General features: G+C 73.6%; 19 protein-coding genes and 1 tRNA gene. 13 read left to right on the top strand and 7 right to left on the bottom strand.

Annotation, left to right across the window (positions count from 1 at the left end; genetic code table 11):
• The first annotated feature begins 228 nt into the window (after positions 1-228).
• On the top strand, positions 229-1,209 hold the full coding sequence (locus EKH77_RS10910; RefSeq protein WP_240667306.1) for a polyprenyl synthetase family protein: 981 nt from the start codon (positions 229-231) through the stop codon (positions 1,207-1,209).
• 35 nt (positions 1,210-1,244) lie between these two features.
• On the opposite strand, the gene EKH77_RS10905 is transcribed toward EKH77_RS10910, so the two are convergent.
• Positions 1,245-1,913: a 4'-phosphopantetheinyl transferase family protein gene (locus EKH77_RS10905; protein ID WP_126914206.1), complete on the bottom strand. Its 669-nt coding sequence runs from the start codon at positions 1,911-1,913 to the stop codon at positions 1,245-1,247.
• Positions 1,914-2,139: 226 nt separating this feature from the next.
• Between EKH77_RS10905 and EKH77_RS10900 the strand changes: the two genes are divergently transcribed.
• From EKH77_RS10900 to EKH77_RS10890, 3 genes are all read left to right on the top strand, one after another.
• The gene (locus tag EKH77_RS10900) at positions 2,140-2,463 is read left to right on the top strand and encodes a chaplin (protein ID WP_126914205.1); all 324 of its coding nucleotides are present in this window, start codon (positions 2,140-2,142) and stop codon (positions 2,461-2,463) included.
• A 129-nt stretch (positions 2,464-2,592) separates the two neighbouring features.
• Positions 2,593-2,832, top strand: coding sequence for a chaplin (locus EKH77_RS10895; protein ID WP_126914204.1), 240 nt, complete (start codon positions 2,593-2,595; stop codon positions 2,830-2,832).
• Between the two features lie 157 nt (positions 2,833-2,989).
• Positions 2,990-5,071 carry a tetratricopeptide repeat protein gene (locus tag EKH77_RS10890; RefSeq protein ID WP_126914203.1) on the top strand — a complete coding sequence of 694 codons (2,082 nt, stop codon included), beginning with the start codon at positions 2,990-2,992 and terminating at the stop codon, positions 5,069-5,071.
• Positions 5,072-5,164: 93 nt separating this feature from the next.
• On the opposite strand, the gene EKH77_RS10885 is transcribed toward EKH77_RS10890, so the two are convergent.
• On the bottom strand, positions 5,165-6,301 hold the full coding sequence (locus EKH77_RS10885) for a hypothetical protein (RefSeq protein ID WP_126914202.1): 1,137 nt from the start codon (positions 6,299-6,301) through the stop codon (positions 5,165-5,167).
• 769 nt (positions 6,302-7,070) lie between these two features.
• Here EKH77_RS10885 and EKH77_RS10880 point away from each other — a divergent pair.
• Entirely contained in the window at positions 7,071-9,227 is a 2,157-nt protein-coding gene (locus tag EKH77_RS10880; protein WP_126914201.1) for a nuclease-related domain-containing DEAD/DEAH box helicase, read from the top strand.
• A gap of 119 nt (positions 9,228-9,346) precedes the next feature.
• Complete coding sequence (locus EKH77_RS10875; protein WP_126914200.1) at positions 9,347-10,585, top strand: amidohydrolase family protein; 1,239 nt, start codon at positions 9,347-9,349, stop codon at positions 10,583-10,585.
• Here EKH77_RS10875 and EKH77_RS10870 read toward each other — a convergent pair.
• From EKH77_RS10870 to EKH77_RS10860, 3 genes are all read right to left on the bottom strand, one after another.
• On the bottom strand, positions 10,562-11,800 hold the full coding sequence (locus EKH77_RS10870) for a DUF6545 domain-containing protein (RefSeq protein WP_206279840.1): 1,239 nt from the start codon (positions 11,798-11,800) through the stop codon (positions 10,562-10,564). The two genes, EKH77_RS10875 and EKH77_RS10870, sit on opposite strands and share 24 nt — an antisense overlap.
• Positions 11,793-12,278 carry a hypothetical protein gene (locus EKH77_RS10865; RefSeq protein ID WP_126914199.1) on the bottom strand — a complete coding sequence of 162 codons (486 nt, stop codon included), beginning with the start codon at positions 12,276-12,278 and terminating at the stop codon, positions 11,793-11,795. Before EKH77_RS10865 ends, EKH77_RS10870 begins: the two co-directional genes overlap by 8 nt.
• A 239-nt stretch (positions 12,279-12,517) precedes the next feature.
• Positions 12,518-12,590, bottom strand: a tRNA-Arg gene (locus tag EKH77_RS10860).
• A 305-nt stretch (positions 12,591-12,895) separates the two neighbouring features.
• Between EKH77_RS10860 and EKH77_RS10855 the strand changes: the two genes are divergently transcribed.
• The 7 genes from EKH77_RS10855 (at position 12,896) to EKH77_RS10825 (ending at position 21,788) form a co-directional block, all read left to right on the top strand.
• On the top strand, positions 12,896-14,530 hold the full coding sequence (locus tag EKH77_RS10855; RefSeq protein ID WP_126918000.1) for a dynamin family protein: 1,635 nt from the start codon (positions 12,896-12,898) through the stop codon (positions 14,528-14,530).
• A gap of 5 nt (positions 14,531-14,535) precedes the next feature.
• Positions 14,536-16,503 (top strand): GTPase, encoded by a 1,968-nt coding sequence (locus EKH77_RS10850; protein ID WP_126914198.1) that lies wholly within the window; start codon positions 14,536-14,538, stop codon positions 16,501-16,503.
• 133 nt (positions 16,504-16,636) lie between these two features.
• Complete coding sequence (locus tag EKH77_RS10845) at positions 16,637-17,101, top strand: single-stranded DNA-binding protein (protein ID WP_126914197.1); 465 nt, start codon at positions 16,637-16,639, stop codon at positions 17,099-17,101.
• 238 nt (positions 17,102-17,339) lie between these two features.
• Positions 17,340-18,779 (top strand): Cys-Gln thioester bond-forming surface protein, encoded by a 1,440-nt coding sequence (locus EKH77_RS10840; RefSeq protein WP_126914196.1) that lies wholly within the window; start codon positions 17,340-17,342, stop codon positions 18,777-18,779.
• Positions 18,780-18,946: 167 nt separating this feature from the next.
• On the top strand, positions 18,947-20,611 hold the full coding sequence (gene ettA / locus EKH77_RS10835) for an energy-dependent translational throttle protein EttA (RefSeq protein ID WP_126914195.1): 1,665 nt from the start codon (positions 18,947-18,949) through the stop codon (positions 20,609-20,611).
• A gap of 2 nt (positions 20,612-20,613) precedes the next feature.
• The gene (locus EKH77_RS10830; RefSeq protein WP_126914194.1) at positions 20,614-21,054 is read left to right on the top strand and encodes an acyl-CoA thioesterase; all 441 of its coding nucleotides are present in this window, start codon (positions 20,614-20,616) and stop codon (positions 21,052-21,054) included.
• Complete coding sequence (locus tag EKH77_RS10825; protein ID WP_126914193.1) at positions 21,051-21,788, top strand: hypothetical protein; 738 nt, start codon at positions 21,051-21,053, stop codon at positions 21,786-21,788. Before EKH77_RS10830 ends, EKH77_RS10825 begins: the two co-directional genes overlap by 4 nt.
• Before the next feature lie 84 nt (positions 21,789-21,872).
• Here the strand turns inward: EKH77_RS10825 and EKH77_RS10820 are convergent, their stop codons facing one another.
• Positions 21,873-22,277 carry a globin gene (locus EKH77_RS10820; RefSeq protein ID WP_126914192.1) on the bottom strand — a complete coding sequence of 135 codons (405 nt, stop codon included), beginning with the start codon at positions 22,275-22,277 and terminating at the stop codon, positions 21,873-21,875.
• A 60-nt stretch (positions 22,278-22,337) separates the two neighbouring features.
• Complete coding sequence (locus EKH77_RS10815; RefSeq protein ID WP_126914191.1) at positions 22,338-23,336, bottom strand: FHA domain-containing protein; 999 nt, start codon at positions 23,334-23,336, stop codon at positions 22,338-22,340.
• Between the last annotated feature and the right edge of the window lie 12 nt (positions 23,337-23,348).

The raw sequence follows: 23,348 nt of genomic DNA, 5'->3' as shown, positions 1-23,348 counted from the left end.
CCTCGATGTAACAGCCCTCGGCGCGCCCTGTACAGACGGCACGCGAGGGCCGCGCCGACCGTCACCCCCGGTGCGCGACGGGCTCCCCGGTTGGCAGGAAACCGGCGCTTCCGCCGGGCCGGGCTGGGCAGCCTTCCGACCGGTCACCCTCCGCCACGACAGAGCGGAGCCACCGCTCGTCAGGGGCGGTCGAAGGCCGCGACCGGTCCAGGGAGGCAGAGGCACCACATGACGAAACGACACCATTCACCGCCGCGCCAAGTGCCGCCCGGCTCGGTGCCGCCGCAGCTCCAGCGCGCGAAGATGCTCGACCGCGTCGAGGAACGGCTGCGCGGTCTGTTCGAGGAGGAGCACCGGCGGCGGCGCACCTCCGACGCCCGGGGCGCCGAGCTCATCGAGTCCCTCGCCGAGCTGCTGGCCGCCGGCGGGGACCGGGCCCGGCCGGTCGTCTTCCTCACCGGATACCTCGCGGCCGGCGGCGATTCCGCCGGGCGGGCTGCCGACCTTGCCGTCGACACCGCCGTCGCCCTCGAACTCCTTGACACCGCCACCCTCATCCGCGGTGACGTCCGCGACGACGCGCCCCTGCGCCGGGGCATCCCCACCCTCCACGTCGCCCGGGCCGCCGAGCACGAGCGCAACGGCTGGGCGGGCGAGTCCCGGCGCTTCGGCGAGTCCACGGCGACCCTCGCCGGCGATCTCGCCCTCGCCCACGCCGACCGGCTCGCGCTGCCGCTGCCCGCCGAGGCCCGGGGGATCTGGGACGAGCTGCGCGTGGAACGGGTCATCGGCTCGTACACGCGCGAGGCCATGACCGCCGAATACCTCGAGGACCCCTGGCCGGGGCGCTGCGTCTCCGGCTGCGACCGGGGCTGCGCGGCGGGCTGGTACGCCCTGCGGCACCCGCTGCGCCTGGGCGCGGCGCTCGCGGGCCGGGCGGACCTCGGGCTCTCGTACGACGCGTACGCCCGCCCGCTGCACGCCGCGTGGCGGTTACGGGGCTTCCTCGACGGCGGCCCGGAGTACGGGTGGGACGCGCGGCTGCTGCGGGAGATCCTGCTCGACCCGGAGGAGCGGGACGTCGCCGAGCAGATGATCGAGGAGCTCGTCGACCACGCGTGCAGGAGCGCGGCGGGCCTGTCGCTGGCCGCGGGCTGGCACGAGGAACTCGCGTCCTTCGCGGCGAGGGTGGCGGCCCAGGACGAGTGACGGGTGCCCCGCGCCTTCGGGCGCGGGGCACCCGGCTACGCGGTCACCGCGATGGCCGTCACGACCAGACCGTCCCGCACGAGCCACCGTCCCTCGAACCCCGACAACCGGCCCCCGGTGGCCGCCCGGAGCGGCTCCGGGGTGAGGATCGTCGCCCGGAAGGTCTTTGCGTCCGCGTCGACCTCGAGAATGGCGTCCTGAAAATCCAGCCACTGCCTCGTGAGCGGAAACCACGCCTTGTAGACGCTCTCCTTGGCGCTGAACACCAGCCGGTCCCAGCACACCTCGGGCCGTTCCGCCGCCAGCCGGGTCAGCCAGCCCTGTTCCTCGGGGCGCGTCACCAGTTCCCGTACTCCGCCGTTGGGCAGGGGCTCATGGGGTTCCGCGTCCAGTCCTATCGTCAGAATGTCGGTGGCGCGGGCCACCGCCGCCGCGCGATAGCCTGCGCAGTGCGTCATGCTGCCGATCACACCGGAGGGCCACTGGGGCGCGCCACGCTGCCCGGGCACGATGGCGACGGGCCCGAAGCCCAGCCGGCCCAGAGCCGTACGGGCGCAGTTCCGCACCGTGGTGAATTCCCGGCGCCGTTTCTCCACGGCCTTGGCGATCAGCGCCTCCTCCTCGGGGAAGAGCGCCGGCGCCTCGGCCGGATCGGCGAATGCCTCGGCCGTCTCGATCGGTAAAGGCAGCAGGGTCCCAATCATTCTCGCGCGTCATTCCCCTGGTCGAAGCGGCCGGAGTGTCTGTACGAAAGGAACCCTGCCAGCTCGGCATCCCATGGGGAAACCCCCATTTCTGTTGATCGGCCCACACCCGGGATCACCCGGACGCTTCATCGACGAAACCTTTGCGACCTCCAAACGTTGATCCGGGCTCCCGGCCGTCACCGACCGGGTGCTCGTCCGTACGACCAAGCAAAGGTGTCTCCCCATGTCACGTATCGCCAGGGCAGTAGTCGTCACTGCCGCTGTGGGCGCCTCGCTCGCCGGTTTCGCCGGTAGCGCGGTCGCCGACTCCGTAGCCAACGGCGCAGCTGTCGGTTCCCCGGGTGTCGTCTCGGGCAACGTCATCCAGATCCCGATCCAGATCCCGATCAACCTCTGCGGCAACTCCATCGACATCGTCGGCCTGCTCAACCCGGCATCGGGCAACACCTGCATCAACGGGGACGTCGAGGGGCCGACCTTCGCGTCCGAGGAGCACTACAGCCACCACGGGCACAGCCACCACGAGCACAACCACCACGAGCACTGATGGCCGGCTCCGGGGCGCCCCCCGCCCCGGAGCGACAGCGGGCGTCGTACGCCGCCTGATCCTCGGGCGGCGTACCCGGCCGAACGGGCGGGGGCCGTCCTCTACGACCGAACGAAGGTGTTCTCTCCCATGTCACGAATCCTCAAGGCCGTGGCGGTGACCGCCGCCGTGGGCGCCTCGCTCGCCGGCTTCGCCGGTGGCGCCGCCGCCGACGCCGGAGCCCGCGGCGTGGCCGTCGGTTCCCCGGGTGTCGTCTCGGGCAACGTCATCCAGATCCCGATCCACGTGCCGATCAACCTCTGCGGCAACTCCATCGACATCGTCGGTCTGCTGAACACGGCGGCGTCCAACACGTGCGTCAGCGAATGACCTGCGGCTCCGGGCCGCTCTCCGCCCCGGAGTCGTAGCAGCGCCGCCTGGCGCCCCGGCCGACGGCCGGGGCGCCAGGCGCGTTTCCCGCCCTGTGTTGAGGGGCGTCCGAACGTAGGATCTTGCCCCACGACCGAGGCGGGCCAGGGGGGAACGCATGGGCGACGAGATACGGAACGCCATCGAGGGCGGGACGTACCACGGACCGGTGCTGCAGGGGCGGGAGATCCAGTACCACCATCACCACCACGCCGCCGCGACGATACGGGCGCCCCGTCAGCTGGCCCCGGAACCGGACGTGTTCGTCGACCGTCACCCGGTCTTCGCCGAGCTCGAACGCGCCGCCGCCGGGCGGGCCGCGCGGAGCACGCCCCTGATAGTGGCGCTCACCGGCCTCGGCGGCATGGGGAAGACGGCCACCGCCCTGCGCTGGCTGCACCGCCTGCGCCGGCACTTCCCCGGCGGCCAGCTCCAGGCCGACATGAGCCCGCACGGCCACCTCCAGCCGCTCGACCCCCACTCCGTACTGCAGGGCTTCGTCCAGGAACTGGGAACGCGGGCGGACGAGAGACCGGCCGGACAGGCCGCGCTGGAGGCCCACTACCGCTCGCTGACGGCACACGCGCCGCTGCTGGTCCTGCTGGACGACGTGGTGAACGTCGGCCAGGTGCGGCCGCTGCTGCCCGCGCACCCCGGCAGCGTGGTCGTCGTCACCAGCCGTATGCCGCTGACCGCGTTGAAAGGCCGGTACCCGAGCATGCTCGGCCTGACGCTGGGCAGTCTGGACAGGGAGGCCAGCGCCGAGCTGTTCCGCGCCGTGGCCGGTGAGGACGCCGTCCCGGGCGCGGCCGCCCTGGAGAGCGTGCTCGCCGCCTGCGGCGGCTATCCGCTCGCCGTGCGGATCGCCGCCGCCCGCGCGGGCGAGCTGTACGGGCTCGGGGAGGACCCCGCCGAGCTGGCCCGCGAACTCGGCGATCACCGGACCCGGCTGGAGGCGCTCGAAGTGGACGACCTCTCCGTCCCCCAGGTGCTGGGCGCCGTCCACCTGTCCCTGGCCGACGGCCCGGCCGCGCTCTACCGGGCGCTCGGCGCGCACCCGACGCCGGAGTTCTCCCGCGACCTGGTCAAGTGGCTGGCGGGGAACGACACCGACACGCGCACGCTCGTCCGGGAGCGGGTCCTGGAACCGGCCGGGGAGGGGCGGGTGCGCATGCACCGGCTCGTCCACGACCACGCGCGGTCCCTGGCGGACGGCCGGGCGCCCGTGGACCGGATCCTGGAGTGGTACCTGCGCCGGGCGGCCGCCGTGGAGCGGCTCGTCTCGGACCGCTGGCGGTACGGCCCGGTGTTCACCGGGCCCGGGGAGGACGCCGCGTCCACGGACGCCACCGAGGCCCTGGACGCCTTCGAGCCCGACCGGGCCAACGCGGTGGCGGCGGCGAGGCTGGCCCACGACCTGGGGCGGTACGCCATGGCCTGGCAACTGGCCGAGGCGCTGCGCGGGTTCTTTTTCCGGCGCAAGTACCACCCCGACTGGATCGAGGTGTGCGAGCTGGGCCTCAAGGCCGCCGGGGCGTGCGGCGACGACCTCGCCGTGGCCCGGATGCACTACGAGCTCGCTTTCGCCCACGCCGACCGCGGTGACGCGGCCGACGCCGGGACCGCAGGGCGCCACTACCGGGAGGCGCTGCGGCTGGCGTCCGCCGCCGGGCACGCCCGCACGGAGTCCTCGGCCCTGGAGGGCCTGGGCCTGCTCGCGCTCCGCGAGGGCGCCCCGGAGGACGCCGCCGAGCACTTCCGGCGGGCGGCCCGGGCGCTGGACGGCCTCGACCACCCGCGCGGCCGGGCCCTCCTCACCTTCCACCTGGGCCGCGCCCACGCCGCCGCGCACCGCCACCAGGAGGCGGCCGACCTGCTGCTGCGCGCCCGCCGGATGTTCGCGGAACTCCCGGGCCGCCCCGACCGCTTCAACGAGGCCAAGTCCCTCTGGCACCACGCCCGGGCCCGCCTCCGCGCGGACCGCCCGGACGAGGCCCTCCCCAGCCTGGACGAGGCCGTCACCCTGATCGCGACCTGCGGCGCCCCCAAGGAGCAGGCCGACATACTCCTCGACCGAGGCGACCTCCTGGCGACCCAGGGCAACCGCCCGGAGGCGCAAACGGACTGGCGCGAGGCCCTGACCTTGTACGAACAGGCGAGCAGCGCCTCGGCGGAGAGGGCGCGGCAACGCCTGTCGTAACCGTTTTGTGGGCAGGCGTTCCGCAGGGCTGGGGGCACCTCCCAGCGGTAGCTGGGGGAGGGTGGGCACAAAACCACCCACCGGCCGGCACCCTTACCCCACCTGCAGCACCCCCACCGCACCCCCCACCCGCACCGAAACCACACCGCTCCGCGCAACCGCGTAAAGCACCGAGGCCGCCACCCCGAACCCCAACGCGGCGCCCCCCTCCTCCCACCGCCCGCCGAGAACCCCTCCGTCCCGTGTGACGGCGACGCACCCCGCCCCACCCTCACGGTCGGGAAACGCCACCAGCCAGCACCCCCCGTGCGCCGCGAACACCCGCTCCGCGGCCGAGCGGTACGTCTCGCGCGGGCCCGGCGCCCGGCCGAGGACGACGTCCGCCGCCCCGGCCCACCGCCCGTCCGGGTCGCCCTCGGCCACCACCAGATGGGGATCGGCCAGGTGACCCGTCACGGCCCCTTGGAACTCGGCGACGTGGCGGCGCAGCCCCAGCGTCCCGTCCGGCTCGGGCCGGACGTCGACGAACATGGGCGGCGGCACCGGCCCGTACCGCTCCGCGGGGAGCGGCAGCGGCAGGGCGACGGGCCGGGGAACGGCGGGCCACGCGGGCTCGTCGAGCTCCAGGCGCTCGTAGTAGAGGCGGCGCAGCAGTTCGGCCGCCCGCGTGGGGCGGGAGGTGACGAGGCCGCCGATCGCGGCCAGCCGCTCGTCGTCGGCCCGGGCGGCGGCCGCGCGGCGCAGCTGGCGCCCGAGCGGCACGTCCGGCGCCACGCGCGGCAGTGCGGCGCCCAGCCGGTCCATGGGCGAACCGGCCGCCACCACGTCGTCGCCGAAGGCGCCGAGCAGGCCGGGCACGCCGAGGGCGGCGGCGTAGAGGGTCAGTGATCCGTGGTCGCCGATGAAGGCGTCGGCCGCGACCAGGGCCGCCTTCCAGGTGTCCGTCTCCGGCGCGGGCAGGAGGAGCCCGGCCCGCAGGTACGGCGCCAGCCAGGCGCGGACCTGCCAGCCACTGTGGCCGTACCAGACGTTGGGGTGCACGGCCGCGAGGACGCGGTACTCGTCGTGCGGCAGCTCGGCGAGGGCTCGGCGGACGAGGTCCATGTTCGCGCCGAGGAGGGAGTGCGGCCCCCAGGTGGAGGTGAGGACGAGGAGCTTCCGGCCGGGCGTCAGACCGAGGGCGGCACGGTACTCCGCGCGGAAGGGGAGGCCGGCGCGGAGGTCGTCCATGCACGGGTCGCCGGCGACGACGGAGATCGGTACGGCCTCGGGGCAGCCGCGACGGAGACGTTCACGCTGCTCGTCGTGGGAGAGGACGATCGCGGAGGGGATCAGCTCCCCGTCGTGAGTGAGCCATTCCGCATCCAGGCCGAAAGCTTCCGGCTTCCGGCTTCCGGCTCCCGGCTCCCGGCTCCCGGCTCCCGGCTCCCGGCTCCCGGCGCAAGTGTTTATTGTATCCAGCGCCGTGCGGGGCGCCCACAAGTGGGGCGTTGAGCTTATGGAGTTCGCCGCCCCGGCTGCTGCTCACCGCGAGGTCGAATTTCTTCCGCTTCGCTTCCTCCCAGGATATCCAAGGGAGTTGTCGCGCGGCTATGAATTCCCGCGTTCCGTTCTCGAACGCCGACGACCCCGTGCAGGTGAACACCACATGCACCCGGCTGTCGCCCTCGAACGGCGCGAGCAGGTCCAACAGCCGCGTCGCGGACGTGACGTTGTGGATGACGCCCAGCACCGTGCGCTCCGGCGCGGCGGTGGCCCACCGCCCCGCGTCGTCCCGCAGCAGGATGTGCGACGGTCGCGACGACCCCGCGTGCGGCATCGCAAACCTCCTCGTCGGTCGGTGCGTCGGTCGGGTGAGTCGATCAGGCGCGCGCAGGGCGCGCTCGGCATCCGGCCGACGATACCTCGCTCCAGGGCGCCGATTCCGAAGCGCAGTACGATCATTACTTTGCGTATATATGCATGTTTCGGGGGAGTAGGTGGTAAAGGGGGTGGGGGCATGGCGGCTGGGGGATCGGCATCGACCAGGGCCCAGGAGGCCCGGCGGCACGAGCGTGAGCTGCGTGAGCAGCTGAGGGCCGCGCAACAGGAGGCGCGGCGCTGGGAGGCGGCCAGCGAGGGCGAGCGCAAGGTCGCGGCCCAGTTGCTGATGCTCACCGAGCGGGGCTGGCGGCTGCTCGTGGACCGGCGCTGGCCGGGGACGCGGTCGGCCAATGTGGACATGCTGCTGATCGGGCCCGGCGGCGTGTTCGTCATCGACGTCAAGAACTGGCGGGCCGCCCCGGAGACCGCCGACGGCCATCTCGCCGCCGCCCGGCAGCGCCGCGACGGGGAGGTGGGCAAGCTGCTGGCCGTGACCCGGCTGGCGGAGGCGGCCGTGGCGGAGCTCGGCATGTCGCCCGTGGCGGTCCGGCCGGTGATGGTCTTCGCCGGCCGCTCGTTCAGCGGCGAGCTCGGCCGGGTGCGGCTGCTGGGGGAGCGCGAGGTGGGGCCGGCGCTGCTGGCCGAGCGCACCCGGCTCGCCCCGGCCCGGGTGGGGGAGGTCGCCGGTCATCTGGCCCGGGTCTTCCCGGCGTACGAGGGCTCGTCCGTGCCCGCCGGACGCTCCGGCGCGAGCCCGGCGGCGCACGCGCCCCAGGAGCCGACGGACCCCCTGTTCGCGGACGCCCTGTTCGACGTCGAGGGCCTGCGGGACGCGGCCGTGGAGGCCGCCCGCCGGGGCCCGATCGAGCAGTGGATGACCTTCCTCCACCCCGACCAGGTCGCCCTGGTCCGGCGCAACTGGTCGGGCCCGGCCCGGGTCAGCGGCCCGGCGGGCACGGGAAAGACCGCCGTGGCCCTCCACCGCGCAGCGCTCCTCGCGCAGCGCACGACCGGGCGCGTGCTGTACGTGACGTTCGCCAGCAATCTGCCGCGCGTGCAGGCGACTTTCCTGCGGACGATGTCCCCGGCCGTCGCCGACCGGGTCGAATTCCGCAGCCTGCATTCCTGGTCGCTGAAATTCCTCGAAGAGCGCGGAATTCCCCACCGGCTCCACGGCGAGGGTGCGTTGACGGCGTTCAACCGGGCCTGGATACACCGCGGTCGCGACAGCGTGCTCGGCACCCTCGACCCGTCGCCGCACTACTGGCACGAGGAGGTCGACTGCGTCATCAAGGGCCGGGGCATCACCCGCTTCGAGGAGTACGCCACGCTCAGGCGCCACCGCCGTCGCACCCACCTCCGCCGTCCGCACCGCGAGGCGGTCTGGGCGCTGTACGAGGAGTACGAGCGGGTGCGCGCCGAGCGGGGTGTGCACGACTTCAACGACATCCTCGGCCTCGCCCTGGCCGAGGCCCGCGCCCGGCCGGGCCGCTCGCCGTACGCGGCCGTCATCGCCGACGAGGTCCAGGACCTCACGCTCGTCGGGGTGCGGCTGCTGCACGCGCTCGTCGGTGACGCGCCCAACGGCCTGCTGCTGGTCGGCGACGGCCAGCAGGCCGTCTACCCCGGCGGTTTCCGGCTCTCCGACGCCGGGATCGACGTGCGCGGCGACCGCGGCCAGGTCCTGCGCGTCAACTACCGCAACGCCAAGGAGATCCTGGACGCGGCCCTCGCCGTCGTCGCCGAGGACGCCTTCGACGACATCGACGGCACCCGGCTGGCCGGCCTGCGCGACGTCGACCTCACCTACCGGGGCGGCCAGGTCACCCGTGCCGTCCTGCGGACCCCCGCCGAGCTGGACGAGGCCCTGCTCGCCGCGCTGCGCGGCCGTGGCGAGGCCGGCTGGCCCGACTCGGCGGTGCTGTGCCCCACCCGGCGCGAGACGGAGCACTACCAGCGGCTGCTCGCCCGCGCGGGGATACCGCAGTGCTCCCTGGAGCGCTACGACGGCCGGCCCGTGCCCGGGGTGAAGATCGGCGGCTACCGCCGCGCCAAGGGGCTGGAGTTCAAGCACGTCTACCTGCCCGGCCACACCACGGCGGGCGCCCCCGGGCCGCCGGACGAGGACGGCATCGCTCTCGAACGGGAGGAACTCCGGCGCGCCCGGCTGTTCGTGGCCATGACCCGGGCGAGGGACACCCTGTGGCTGGGCTCGGTCGTGGCGCGGACCAACGGCGCCCTGGGGGAGGTGCCGCTGGGCGGTGTACCGGCTGTGGCGGCCCAGGCCCCCTGAGCTGCCCGATTGTGATCTTCTCGTGGGTGCCGGTACGGGCTAGCGTGCGGACGACGACCACAAGTCGCGACCACGCGTCCCGACCACCCCACCGACGACAGACACTTGGAGCACCGCTCGTGGACGACTCCCGCTCGGCCATACGCGCCGCACGCCTCTTCGACGGCGAACGGGCCCACAACGGCCCGGTGCTGGTCCTGGTCGAGGACGGCCGGATCACCGATGTCGACCTCACCGGCGCCAACCCGCCGGAGGGCGTGCCGCTCACCGACCTCGGGGACGCCACCCTGCTGCCGGGCCTGATCGACGCCCACAGCCATCTGGCCTTCGAGGCGGGCGGCGCCACCGAGCACCAGATGTGCCACGACGACGACGCCACCGTGCTCGGCCGGATGCGCGAGCACGCGGCCCGCGCCCTGCGGGCCGGGATCACCACGGTCCGCGACCTGGGCGACCGGGGCTATCTGTCGCTGCGGCTGCGCGAGGAGTTCGCCGAGGGAGGCATGGGTCCCCGGATCGTGGCGGCAGGCCCGCCCCTCACCCGTACCCGGGGCCACTGCTGGTACCTGGGCGGCGAGGCCGACGGGGTGGACGAGGCGGTCGCCGCCGTCGCCGACCGGGCCGGGCACGGCGTGGACCTCGTCAAGATCATGGCGACGGGCGGGATGTCCACGACGGGTTCCAATCCGGGCGGTTCCCAGTACACCCTGGCCGAGCTGCGGGCCGTCACCGAGGCCGCGCACGGCCGGGGGCTGCCCGTCGTCGCCCACGCGCACGCGGCGGCGGGCATCGCCGACGCCGTGGCCGCCGGGGCCGACGGCGTCGAGCACTGCACGTTCATGACCCCGAAGGGCGTGCGCCTGGACCCCGCGACGGTCGACGCGATGGCCGCCGCGGGCACCTTCGTCGGCTGCACGGTCGTCAAGCCTCGCGCGGGCATGCCCGACGAGGTGCTGCGGACCATCGAGCCCTACTGGGAGAACCAGGCGTACATGCACCGCCGGGGCGTGCGGGTCGTCTGCTGCACCGACGCGGGCATCAACGCGCACAAGCCGCACGACGTGCTCCCCACGGACCTCGTGTACTTCGCCTCGCAGGTCGCCACCAACACCGAGGCCCTCACGTCGGTCACCTCGCTCGCCGCCGCGTCCTGCGGGCTCGCGGGCCGCAAGGGCCGCGTCGCCCCCGGCCACGACGCCGACCTGCTCGCGGTGGCCGGGAACCCCGTGCACGACCTCGGCGCGCTCTCCCGCGTCCGCGCGGTCCTCCGCGCGGGACGGCGGGTCGCCGGCGTCCTGCCGCAGGGCGACGTGGTCCTGCCGGAGGCCGGCGTGTCAGGAGCCGGCGGCCACCGCTGACGTCGCCTCGGGCCGGAAGCCGTCGGCGAAGGAGGCAACCGTACGGGAGCGCAGCGCCCGGTGCAGCCGCAGCATCCGGCGGATCTCGCGGTGCACGGTCGACCGGTCGGCGAGGACCTCCGGCAGCAGGTCCTTGTCGAGCTCCTTGTGGTAGAGCTTGTCCGCTCCGGACGCCGCCTCCCGCCGGGTCACCTCGATCCAGCAGGCGGCGGCCGTCAGCCGTTGCCGCTGGACGAGGCGGGACTGCCCGGGACCGCCGGAGTACGGCGGCGCGCCCGTCGCCTCCCCGGCCTCGTAGAGGAGCTCCGGCGACGCCCAGCCGTCGTGCAGGAACGTGATGCTGTCGTGGATCTCGATGACCCGCTGGTGCAGCCGCTCCCAGGCGCTGTCGAACGCCAGCAGGTCCGTCCGCCGCGACGGGGGCGGCGCCACGACGAGTTCGGGCGTCGCGCGGCGCAGCAGCAGCCACAGCCCGTACAGCCGCTGCCGGCGGTACCAGTACAGGGACACCTGCCACAGTGGCTCGAGCGCGGCCAGCGAGCACCCGAGGGCGACGAGGACGAACCGCGCGAAGGAGCACCAGAATCCGGCCAGCGCGAGCGACGCCGGGGCCTCGGTGAACCACCGGACGCCACGGATCAGCAGATAGGGCACCTCCGCGCTGGTGCCCACGGCGAGCGCCAGCACGCTGACGCGCAGCACCGGGCTGCGCATCGCGACGCCGTGCCGCCAGAAGACCGCGGCCGCCCCCACCGCCGTGATCAGCCCGTAGGCGATCCACACGACCGCGTACCCGGCCCACACGCCGTGCGCCCGCGCCCCGAACCGGTCGGGCGCGGGGGTGACGGCGAAGAAGGCGAAGGCGAGCGCCGCCATCGTGGCCGCGCAGACCACCGGCGCCCGGCGCAGCCATGCGGGGACGGTCCGCCCGGCGCCGTCCAGCGCCACGGCGAGCCACCACACGAACGCGAAGTCCGTGAGGGCCACCAGCGCGACGGCGAGCTCGCCGGCCTTGGGCACCCCGGTCACCTCGTCGACCCAGCCGCCCACTTCCGCCTGGATCGCCAGCGAGCCGGTCGCCAGGACCGCCAGGGCGATCCATACCGGCCGCTGCGGCGGCCGTCGCAGCGCGGGTACGCGCAGGACCAGTACGGTCCACGCGATCAGGAGGATGACCTCCCGCAGCGTCTCGACCCATGCGGGAACGTCATGCACGGCCGGCTCCGAGGAGGTTCCCCGCCCGCCGCTCGACCGCGCTGATCCCCTTGGGCCGCATCTGCCCGGCGATCCTCAGCACCAGGGAGGCGAAGGTCTCCGCCAGCTCCTCCTCGGCGTCGCTGCACGACTTGCCCTTGGCCCGCCGCCCGTCCGCGCCCGCCCCGGACCCCGGACCGCTCAACACCTCCTGCAGCGCCGTCCCGTGCCCCGCGAGCATGTGGCAGATCTCGTGCAGCACGATGTGGTCGCGGTAGTAGCCGGTGGCGGACGAGCGGATGATGATGTGGTCGGTCGCGCCGTCGTCGTACCACATCCCGAACGGCAGCGCCGGAAGGTCCGCGGAGTGGAGCTTCAGCGCCCTTCCCCGGGCCCGTCCCAGCGCCCGGCAGAGCTCTTCGACGTCCCATGGCTGGGGGAGTTCGGGAAGCCGGGCGACGAGCTTCTCGGCCATGGCCCGCACGTGCTTATTGGCCACGACGTACCCCCTCCCTCGCGATCGCGGGCACCGTCGGCTCACCCCTCCCCGACCAGGTGCTGCGCTGTCCCCTCGCCGCCACGCGCCATTGCCCCGCTCCCTTTGCTCACGACTGCTCACGACAACCGGAAGACGGCCCCCCCCAAGCCCCCTGAAACGCGGTCGAGTGTACAGACCGGCCGGTACGACAGCACGAAAAACGCCCCTCCCGGAGGGAGAGGCGAAAGGGTCCGGCGGAGCGCCCCCGGCAGGACTCGAACCTGCGGCCAAGTGCTTAGAAGGCACCTGCTCTATCCACTGAGCTACGGGGGCCGGTGTGTGCGGCGGTCGCGGACGGCTGAAGCCCCGGGCTCGGTGGTGCCGTGACCTTGCCGGGGACAAGGATAGGGCTCCGCGTACCTCGTCCCGGTTGCTTCACCTCCGTGACACGATGTGGAGGTTCGGTGAAGCGGTCCTGATAATCGCAGGCAGGTGCGATTTTCGCATCGTTTTTGACGCAGTTGGTATCGGGTGTTGTGTACTCGTTATGCCTGGGCCCCATACGCCACGCCTCGCGCGCCATGGCCTATATGTTTCAAAATCACCCCAGAATTGGGCATTCTGCACGTGTGGCGACCTTGGACGTACGGCCCCGACTGCTTGACGCGCTGTCCGCACTGCGTGACCGCGTGGACGCCGCACGCTTCCCGCTCCCCCTTCCCGGCGCCGCTCGCGCCCGCCGTAACCGGGCCGAGCTCCTGGCGCAGCTCGACGACTACTTGGTGCCCCGCCTGTGCGCCCCCGAAGCGCCGTTGCTGGCGGTGGTCGGGGGGTCCACGGGGGCCGGCAAGTCCACTCTGGTCAACTCGCTGGTGGGGCGGAGGGTCACTGAGGCGGGGGTGCTGCGGCCGACAACCCGCACGCCAGTGCTGGTGTGCCATCCGGACGACCACCACTGGTTCGCCGGCCCCCGGGTGCTGCCCAGGCTCCAGCGGATCTGGGTGCCCGCGCAGGACGGCGCGTCCGGGGCGTTCGAGGCGGAGGGGGCGGACGAGGAGGCCGGGGCCGCCCCCGAGCCGGATCCGTCGGAGGACGGGCCGCTCGCCCTGCGGATCGAGACCGACCGCGCCCTGCCGCGCGGACTGGCGCTGCTGGACGCCCCCGACATCGACTCCCTCGTCGCCGGCAACAGGGAGGTCGCCGCCTCCCTGATCTGCGCGGCCGACATCTGGGTGCTCGTCACCACCGCGACGCGGTACGCCGACGCGGTGCCCTGGCACCTGCTGCGCACCGCCAAGGAGTACGACGTCACGCTCGTCACCGTGCTGGACCGGGTACCGCACCAGGTGGCCGTCGAGGTATCCCGGCAGTACGACGCGCTGCTGGAGAACGCGGGCCTCGGCGACGTCCCCCGCTTCACCATCCCCGAACTGCCCGAATCCGCCGACGGCAGCGGACTGCTGCCCGCCACCGCCGTCGCCGGGCTGCGCTCCTGGCTCGCCCAGCGCGCCGAGGACCCGGCCGCCCGGCTCGTCGCGACAGCGCGCACCGCGCGCGGAGTGCTCTCCTCACTGGGATCCCGGCTGCCGGGACTGGCCGGCGCCTCGGCCGTCCAGCACGCGGTGGCCGTACGGACCCTCCAGCGCGTCGAGGACGCCTACGGGCGGGCGGTCGAACGGGTACGGCGGGAGATCGCGGCGGGGGAGGCGCTGGCCGGGGACGCCCTCACCCACTGGCGCGGCTACCCGGACGACAGCACCCCGGACGAGCTGCTGACCGCCCTCACCGGTTCCGTCGTCGCGCTGCTGAGCTGCGCCGCCGACGCCGCCGACGAGGAGATCGCCGCCGCCTGCGCCGACGACCCGGTGGCCGCGGCCGCCCTCGCGCCCCCCGACCCCGACGGCGCGCGGGCCAGGATCGGCGTGGCCGTCCGCCGTTGGCGGCGCTGCCTGGAGGAGATCGCCGAGGAGGAGGTCCGCGCCGCCGAGCGCGACCGGGGCACCGAGAGCGAACGGACCGCCGCGCTGCTCGCGGCGGAGCTGCTGGGCGGCCGCCGGGCGGGCCGGGCCGGCGACAAACTCGCCGGGACGTTCGGCGCCCAGCGCGCGCTGCGCCTGCGCGACCGCGGCGCCGAACTCCTGACGAGCTGTCTGGAACAGGTCCTCGACTCCGAACGGGACCGCAGGGCGGCACCCCTGGAGGCCCTGGAGATGACCCCCGAGCACCAGGTCGAGCTCATCGCCGCGCTGTCCCTGCTGCAGAAGGAGAGGTGACCGCCATGACCCCCGACGTACCTCCGTGCGCGCCCCCGAAGAACGGAGCGGAAGGAGGAGGCGGCAGGAAGGGCGCGGACGGCGACCGCTACTGGTACGACGGCGTGATCGCACGCCGCGTACGTCCGGAGCCCGCCCCGCGCCCCGGGCGCGCGGCACCGCTCGCGGACCCGTCGTCCTCCCCCGTGCCCCGCGTCGCCGCGCCCCCCTCGCCCGTCGGCCTGGCGCTGCGGCCGCGGCTGGACGCCCTGCGCGAGCTGGTCGGGCTGTCCCGGGCCCGGCTGGACCGCCACACCCTCGCCGAGGCGAGCCGGGTGCTGGACGAGGCCGCCGCCCGCCACCGCCACTCCCTCGACCTGACGGTGGTCGCCATCGCCGGAGCGACCGGAAGCGGCAAGTCCACCCTGTTCAACGCCCTGGCCCGGGCCCAGCTCTCGGAGGCCGGGGTGCGCCGGCCGACCACCGCGCTGCCCGTCTCCTGCGCCTGGAGCGACCGCGCGGAGGGGCTGCTGGACCGGATGGGCATCCCGGCCAGGGCCCGGCGCACGCCCGTCCGCCCCTACGACCCGGCGCTCGGCGGGCTCGTCCTCCTCGACCTGCCGGACCACGACTCGGCGGCCGCCGGTCACCGGGAGCAGGTGGACCGGCTGCTGGCGCTGGTGGACGCGGTGATCTGGGTGGTGGACCCGGAGAAGTACGCGGACGCCGTGCTGCACGAGCGCTACCTGCGGCCGCTGGCCGGGTACGCGGAGGTGACGTTCGTCGTCCTCAACCAGGTCGACCGGCTCTCCGCCGACGGCGCGGACCAGGTCCTGGACGACCTGCGGCGGCTGCTGGACGAGGACGGGCTGGCGCTCGGCGAGTACGGCGAGCCCGGCGCCTCGGTCATGGCCCTGTCGGCGCTGACCGGGGCGGGCGTGGGCGAACTGCGCGAGGCGCTGGGCGCGTTCGTCGCCCGCCGCAACGCGGCCGAACTGCGGCTGACGGCGGACGTCGACGGCGTGTCGGCGCGGCTGCGCCCGGCGTACGTGACGGACGTACGGCCGGGGCTGACGGAACGGGCGCGGCAGGAGTTCGAGGACCGGCTGGCGGAGGCGGTGGGTGCCCAGGCGGCCGGGCTGGCGGCGGAGCGGGCGTGGCGCCGGGACGCCGAGCGGGCGTGCGGGACGACGTGGACGCGGCTGCGCTACGGCTACGAGCGCTGCAAGGGGCTCCTGGGCCTGGGCTCCGGCGGCCGGGCGGCGCTCGACGGCGACGGCCACGACACCGGCGGCCGGGGCACGGGCGGGCTCGCGGGCGGCGCGTCCGCGCCGCGCCGGACGGCGTCCCGGCCGCTGGTCGAGCAGGCGGTGCGCACCCTGGCCTACGAGGCGTCCGCCGGGCTGCCCGGGCCCTGGGCCCTGGCCGTCCGCGAGGCGGCGGGCCGGGGCGCGGAGGGCCTCGCGGAGGCGCTGGACGCGGTGGCCGCCGCGTCGGCCCCGGCCCTGGTGCCGGGTACCAGGCGCGCGGGCGGGCGACCTCCGGGCGGTGTGGCGGGCGCGGACGGCGGGCGGACGGGCGTCTGGCCCACGGACGCGGAGGCGGGCGGCGGGCGTACGCGTGGGGGCGTGGGGGCGCGGATGGTACGGCCCCGGTGGTGGGCGGCGGTGGCGGCGGGGCAGGGCGCGCTGTCGGCGTTTCAACTGATGGGGCTGGCGTGGCTGGTGGGGGCGTTCATGGGCGAGTTCGGCGGGCCGTGGTGGGTGCCGGTGGTGCTGATGTCCGGCGGTGGCGTGGGCGGCCCGGTGCTGGCGTGGTGCGGGCGGCTGGCGGCGCGGGGGCCGGCGCGGGGGTACGGGCTGGAGACGGAGCACCGGCTGCGGAGCGCGGCGGCGGGCTGCGGGCGGGCCCGGGTGCTGGAGCCGGTGGCGGCCGAGCTGCTGCGCTACCGGGAGGTGCGGGCGCAGTTCGTCATCGCGGCGGGGGAGGGCTGAGGCTCCTCGTGGGGAGTGGCTAGCCCCCTGTGGGTGACGGAGTTATGCACAACCGCGGGGTTGTCCACAGCCGCCGGCGGGCTTCGCCGATCACGGTCACTATGAGCTCACGGACACGGGGGAGGCGTTCAGGATGAACGAGACATTGGTGACGGTCGTGGGCAACGTGGCCTCGCAGCCCGACTACCGGGAGGCGGCCAACGGCTCGGCCGTCTCCCGCTTCCGGCTGGCGGCCACGGTGCGCCGCTGGGACCGGCAGCGGGAGGAGTGGGCGGACGCCTATACGAGCTTCTACACGGTGTGGGCGTGGCGGACGCTGGCGGCGAACGTGGTGGGCTCGGTGTCGGTCGGCGAACCGCTCATCGTGCAGGGGAAGTTGCGCGTCCAGGACCAGGAGCGCGAGGGAAAGCGCTGGTTCTCGGCGGATATTGACGCCGTGTCCATCGGCCACGACCTCACGCGGGGTACGTCGGCGTTCCGCAGAGTGTCACCGGCCAGGCCGCTGCCGATCGAGCCGGTGCGGATGGTGGCCGGGGGCGGTAGGGCGCCTGTTGCCGAGTCGACGGAGGCGGCGGCCGCGGCTGCGGCGCCCCTGTGAAATGTGGGGTTTGTCCCGGCGATTTATCGATAATCCCGGGCCGGAAACCTTGCGGTGGTAACGATTCCGATTCGGAACCGCCATCCGAAGGGATGTGCGACTTCCAAGTGATCACCGCTCCCTAAGATCACCCTCCATAGCAACGGGGGCTGCTGAGTTTTGAGTTGCCCTGCGGGGCGCGTCCGCGACGACCCGGAGCCGGTCCTCGCGGGATCCGCGCCCGCCCGAAAGGAAATCCATGAACTCTGTCACGAGACGGGGCGCCGCCCGTCTTGCCGCGGTGGTGCTGACGGCGGGGCTGGCCGTCGCCGGTACGGCCGCCGCCGCGGGCGCCGCGGTCGCGGACGAGGCGCCGCGGAGCCAGGGCGGGGTGTCCGCCACCCTCGGCCGGATCACGGCCGGCGGCCCGGCCGTCCTGCGCGAGGGAGGCGGCCGGAACGTCCTGGCCGGTCTCTTCGAGATGAAGGTCGACGGCGGCGGAACGCTCCAGACCTACTGCGTCGACATCCGCACCAGCACCGTCGACGGCGCCAGGTACCGGGAGACCGGCTGGGGCGAGTCGTCCCTCCACGCCAACAAGAACGCGGGAAGGATCCGCTGGATCCTGGAGCACTCCTACCCGCAGGTCAACGACCTCAGCGCGCTCGCCAAGGCGTCCGGCGCCGGGACCCTCGACGCCAACACCGCCGCCGCGGGCACCCAGGTCGCCATCTGGCGCTACTCGGACGGCGTCGGCGTCGACGCGGGGAACCCCGCGGCCCAGAAGCTCGCCGACTACCTCCACAAGAGCGCGGAGGACGCCGAGGAGCCCAAGGCGTCCCTGACGCTCGACCCGCCGGCCGTCTCCGGCAAGGCGGGCGGGCGCCTGGGGCCGGTCACGGTCCGCACCGACGCGGGCAGCGTCACCGTCACCCCCTCCACGGATGCCGCCGGCAAGGGCGTGAAGATCGTCGACAAGGACGGCAAGCCGGTCACCACCACGACCAACGGCACCGAGCTCTACTTCGACGTCCCGGCCGGCACCCCCGACGGCTCGACCACGCTCAGGGCCACGGCCAGCACCAAGGTCCCGGTCGGCCGGGTCTTCGTCGGCGACCACACCAAGACGCAGAGCCTGATACTGGCCGGCTCCAGCGAGAGCACCGTGTCCGCCGGCGCCACGGCCAGCTGGGCCGCCAAGGGCGCGATACCCGCGGTCAGCGCCCAGGTGAACTGCGCCCGGGGCGGCGTGGAGATCACCGCGGTGAACAAGGGTGACCAGCCCTGGACCTTCGACCTGGACGGCAGGAAGCACACCGTCGCGCCCGGTGGCACCGACACCGCCCTGGTGAAGGTCGGCGAGGACCAGCCCTACAAGATCACCGTCACCGGTCCCAACGGCTTCTCGAAGACGTTCTCCGGCATCCTCGACTGCAACACGGCGACGCCCGTCACCGCCATGAGCGGCCCCGGCAGGCCCGCTGCCGCCTCGCCGAGCCCCACCCCGGTGAAGAGCTCCGGCGGCCCGGGCGCCCATGGCTCGGGCGGCCACGGCTCCGGCGGGTCCGTCAGCGGCGACCTCGCCAGTACCGGTGGCAGCACCGCCACGCCCAAGATCGCGGGCCTGGCCATCGTCCTCATCGTGGCCGGCGGCGGCGCCGTCTTCCTCCTCCGCAGGAAGGAGCCGTCCGGCCGCTAGCACGGCCCGATCCACGACGTTCGGTGACCGAGGAGTTCCGCTCGGTCACCGGCACGTCGCCCATAACGCGTTTCCGCCCAGGGCTTCCCGTACGGCAAGATGGGGTGTATCTGCCCTCACGCGGCGGAGCCGCACATTGGCCCTTCTCGACTGCCGGACGGTTTCTCTTGGCTGAGTACATCTACACCATGCGCAAGACGCGCAAGGCGCACGGCGACAAGGTCATCCTCGATGACGTGACGCTGAGCTTCCTGCCCGGTGCGAAGATCGGTGTGGTCGGCCCCAACGGTGCCGGTAAGTCCACCGTCCTCAAGATCATGGCGGGCCTGGAGCAGCCGTCCAACGGCGACGCGTTCCTGTCGCCCGGCTACAGCGTCGGCATCCTGATGCAGGAGCCGGAGCTCGACGAGAGCAAGACCGTGCTCGAGAACGTCCAGGACGGCGTCGCCGGCATCAAGGGCAAGCTCGACCGGTTCAACGAGATCGCCGAACTGATGGCGACCGACTACTCCGACGCGCTGCTCGAGGAGATGGGCAAGCTCCAGGAGGAGCTCGACCACGCCAACGCCTGGGACCTCGACGCCCAGCTGGAGCAGGCCATGGACGCGCTGGGCTGCCCGCCCGCCGACTGGCCGGTCGTGAACCTCTCCGGCGGTGAGAAGCGCCGCGTGGCCCTGTGCAAGCTGCTGCTCGAGGCCCCCGACCTGCTGCTCCTCGACGAGCCCACCAACCACCTCGACGCCGAGTCGGTGAACTGGCTGGAGCAGCACCTGGCCAAGTACGCCGGCACCGTCGTGGCGATCACCCACGACCGGTACTTCCTCGACAACGTCGCCGAGTGGATCCTCGAGCTCGACCGCGGCCGCGCCCACCCCTACGAGGGCAACTACTCCACCTACCTGGAGAACAAGGCCTCCCGTCTGAAGGTCGAGGGCCAGAAGGACGCGAAGCGCCAGAAGCGCCTCAAGGAAGAGCTGGAGTGGGTCCGCTCCAACGCCAAGGGCCGCCAGGCCAAGTCCAAGGCGCGCCTCGCCCGCTACGAGGAGATGGCGGCCGAGGCCGACAAGATGCGGAAGCTGGACTTCGAGGAGATCCAGATCCCGCCGGGCCCGCGTCTGGGCAGCATCGTCGTCGAGGTCGAGAACCTCTCCAAGGCCTTCGGCGACAAGGTCCTCATCGACGACCTGTCCTTCACCCTGCCGCGCAACGGCATCGTCGGTGTCATCGGCCCGAACGGCGCCGGCAAGACCACCCTGTTCAAGATGATCCAGGGCCTGGAGAAGCCGGACTCCGGCACGATCAAGGTCGGCGAGACCGTCAAGATCTCCTACGTCGACCAGAGCCGCGCCAACATCGACCCCAAGAAGACGCTGTGGGCCGTCGTCTCCGACGAGCTGGACTACATCAACGTCGGCCAGGTCGAGATGCCGTCGCGCGCCTACGTCTCCGCGTTCGGCTTCAAGGGCCCGGACCAGCAGAAGCCGGCCGGTGTGCTCTCCGGTGGTGAGCGCAACCGCCTCAACCTGGCGCTGACCCTCAAGCAGGGCGGCAACCTGCTGCTCCTCGACGAGCCCACCAACGACCTCGACGTCGAGACCCTCTCCTCGCTCGAGAACGCCCTGCTGGACTTCCCCGGCGCGGCCGTGGTCGTCTCCCACGACCGCTGGTTCCTGGACCGAGTGGCCACGCACATCCTGGCGTACGAGGGCGACTCCAAGTGGTTCTGGTTCGAGGGCAACTTCGAGTCGTACGAGAAGAACAAGATCGAGCGCCTCGGTGCGGACGCGGCCCGTCCGCACCGCGCCACCTACAAGAAGCTCACCCGGGGCTGATCGTGGCGCGCCACATCTACTCGTGCCCCCTCCGCTGGTCCGACATGGACGCCTACGGCCATGTCAACAACGCGGTCTTCCTGCGCTACCTCGAGGAGGCGCGGATCGACCTCATCCACCAGCTGAAGGCGGGAGCGGGCAAGGAGTCCTTCGTCGACGGGTCCGTCGTGGCCCGTCACGAGATCGACTACCTGCGCCCGCTGGTCCACCGGCCGGAGCCGGTGACCGTCGAGACATGGGTGACCAAGGTCGGCGCCGCGTCCATGACCGTCTCCTACGAGGTCAAGGACGACGAGCAGGTCTATGTGCGGGCGTCCACGGTGATCGTCCCGTTCGACTTCGCGAGCGGCCGCCCCCGGCGGATCACCGCCGAGGAGAAGGAACTGCTCAAGACGTTCGCCGACGAACCCGCCGGGCCTTCCGGGGAGGCCGTCGCCGCATGACGCAGCGGCTGTGCTTCGCCGACGCCCGGGAGGCGGCCGATCTGGCCGCCTTCCTGGCCCGGCTGATCCACTACGACCGGGCCGCCGCCGTCCGCCTCCAGGCGGGCGGCGGTGTCCTCGGTGTCTTCGGCCGTCCGCCGTCCTTCGAGGTCCTGGCGATCCGCACGGCCCGGCTCGCCGAGCCTGTCGCGCTGGACGTCACCGTCTCGGCGGGACAGCTCGCGGACGCCCTCGACGCCGGTGCGCCGGCGCCCTCCGGGGCGCTGGAGATCACCGTTCCCGAGGCCGTCACCGGCCCGCCCTGGGCCGGTGTCCTGCCGCCCCGCGGCGGCTGGCGACGGGTCGAGGGATTCCCGGGCGCGGAGGCCGTGCGCGGCGCGGTGGCCGCGGCCGTCGCGGAGTTCCGCGCGCGGGACGAGGCGCTGCCCGAGCACCGGCGCACGCGGGCCGAGCGGGACCGCATCGGGCGGGAAATCTGGTCGCGGACGCTCGGGGATACCGGGTTGCCGTTGCGGGCCGTGCACGCGGCGCAGTCGCTGGGGTTCTTGCGGCCGCCTGTGCGGGCCGAAGCCTTTGCCGGCGGAGCCGGCCCGGTCACGGCTGCGGCGCCCGAGGCGCCGGTGCTGTTCGCCGCGCGGGGGTGGCTGCGGTTGCGGACGCCGTACGGGTCGGTCGCCGTGAGCGTGGGCCCTGCCGGGAGCGGTTTGCGGGGGCTTACGGTTACGCCCGCCTAGCGCTCCGCTGGGTGCGAGATCAGTCGGCTGCGGGCCGTCCGGGGCTGGTCGCGCAGTTCCCCGCGCCCCTTACGGGGCGGGCCGTCAGTCCGCCGTGTTGATCATCGACGCCGCCGCGTACGTCATGTAGTTCCAGAGCTGGTGCTCCAGTTCCGGGGCGAGGGCGAGTTCGTCCACCGCGTCGCGCATGTGGCGGAGCCAGGCGTCGTGGGCGGCGCGGTCGACGACGAAGGGCGCGTGGCGCATCCGCAGGCGCGGGTGGCCCCGGTTCTCGCTGTACGTCCGGGGGCCGCCCCAGTACTGCATCAGGAAGAGGACCAGCCGCTCCTCGGCCGGGCCGAGGTCCTCCTCCGGGTACATCGGCCGCAGCAGCGGGTCACCGGCCACACCCTGGTAGAAGCGGTGGACCAGGCGCCGGAAGGTCTTCTCCCCGCCGACCTGCTCGTAGAAGGTCTGCTCGGGAAGCGTGCCGCGCGGAATCTCAATCACGTTTCCATGGTCTCAGACCCCCCGGCCGAGGACCGGAGTCCTACGACCCTTCCGGCTCCCTCAGCCCCGCCGGACCGTGATCGTCGTCCACGCGCCCACGTGCACCCGGTCCCCGTCCCGCAGTGGTACGGGCACATAGGGCTGGATCGCGTCCTCGGAGTCGTTGATCGTCGTGCCGTTGGTGGAGTCCTGGTCGACGACCGCCCAGCCCCCGTCCGGCTGCTGCACCAGCATCGCGTGCTGGTGCGAGACGCCCGGGTCCTCCGGGGGACGGGACAGGTCGATGTCCGGGGACTCGCCGGTGCTGTGCCGGCGCCGGCCGATGGTCACCTGCTGGCCGCCGAGGGGGAAGCGCAGTTCGGGGGAGTAGGCGGGCAGGTTCAGCCCCGCCGCCTCCGGGCCGCTGCGGTTCATCATCGACAGGAAGTACTCCCGGTCGGGCGCGACGACCGCGACCCAGCCCGCCGCCGGCGCGGGCACGGCCGGCTGCGGCGGCGAGGACTCGTACGCCTCATACGGCTCGTAGGGCTCGTACGCGTACGGGTTGTGCCCGGCCGACGGCGCCTGGGCGGCCTGCGCGGCTGGCGCCGCCGCGTCCGGCGGGGTCAGCACCCAGTCCTCGTCCTCGCCGAAGGGCGGCGCCAGCGGCTCGGCCGGGCGGTTGATCCGCGACGGCCGGGAGCCGGTGTACTCGAAGCTCGGCGGCGACTGGGTGTGCTGCGCCGGGGGCGGCGGGGCCGACTGGAGGGGCTGCGAGGGCGGGGGAGGCGACGCGTAGGGGTTCGCCGACCGGGTGACGAAGTTGTAGCGGCACTCCTCGCAGAAGGGGCCCTGCGCCTCGCGGGGGGTGCGGCACTGCGGACAGAGCTCCGCCTGGACGGTGGCGTCGCCGCCCGGGTAGCCGTAGCCGCCGGTGCCGCCGGCCGAGGGCGGCGCGGTGGGCGGCGGCGGGACGGCGGCCGGGGGACCGGGCGGTGCCGTGGCCGCCGACATCCGGTGGCCGCACACCTCGCACCAGTCTGCGGCCTCCGACGGGTGGCCGTTCGGGCAGGTCGGCATGTCGGTCTCTTC

The sequence above is a fragment of the Streptomyces luteoverticillatus genome, from assembly GCF_003970715.1.
GTDB classification, from domain to species: domain Bacteria; phylum Actinomycetota; class Actinomycetes; order Streptomycetales; family Streptomycetaceae; genus Streptomyces; species Streptomyces abikoensis.
Note: the sequence above shows the minus strand (reverse complement) of the source record. Positions and strands in the feature narration are given on the sequence as shown.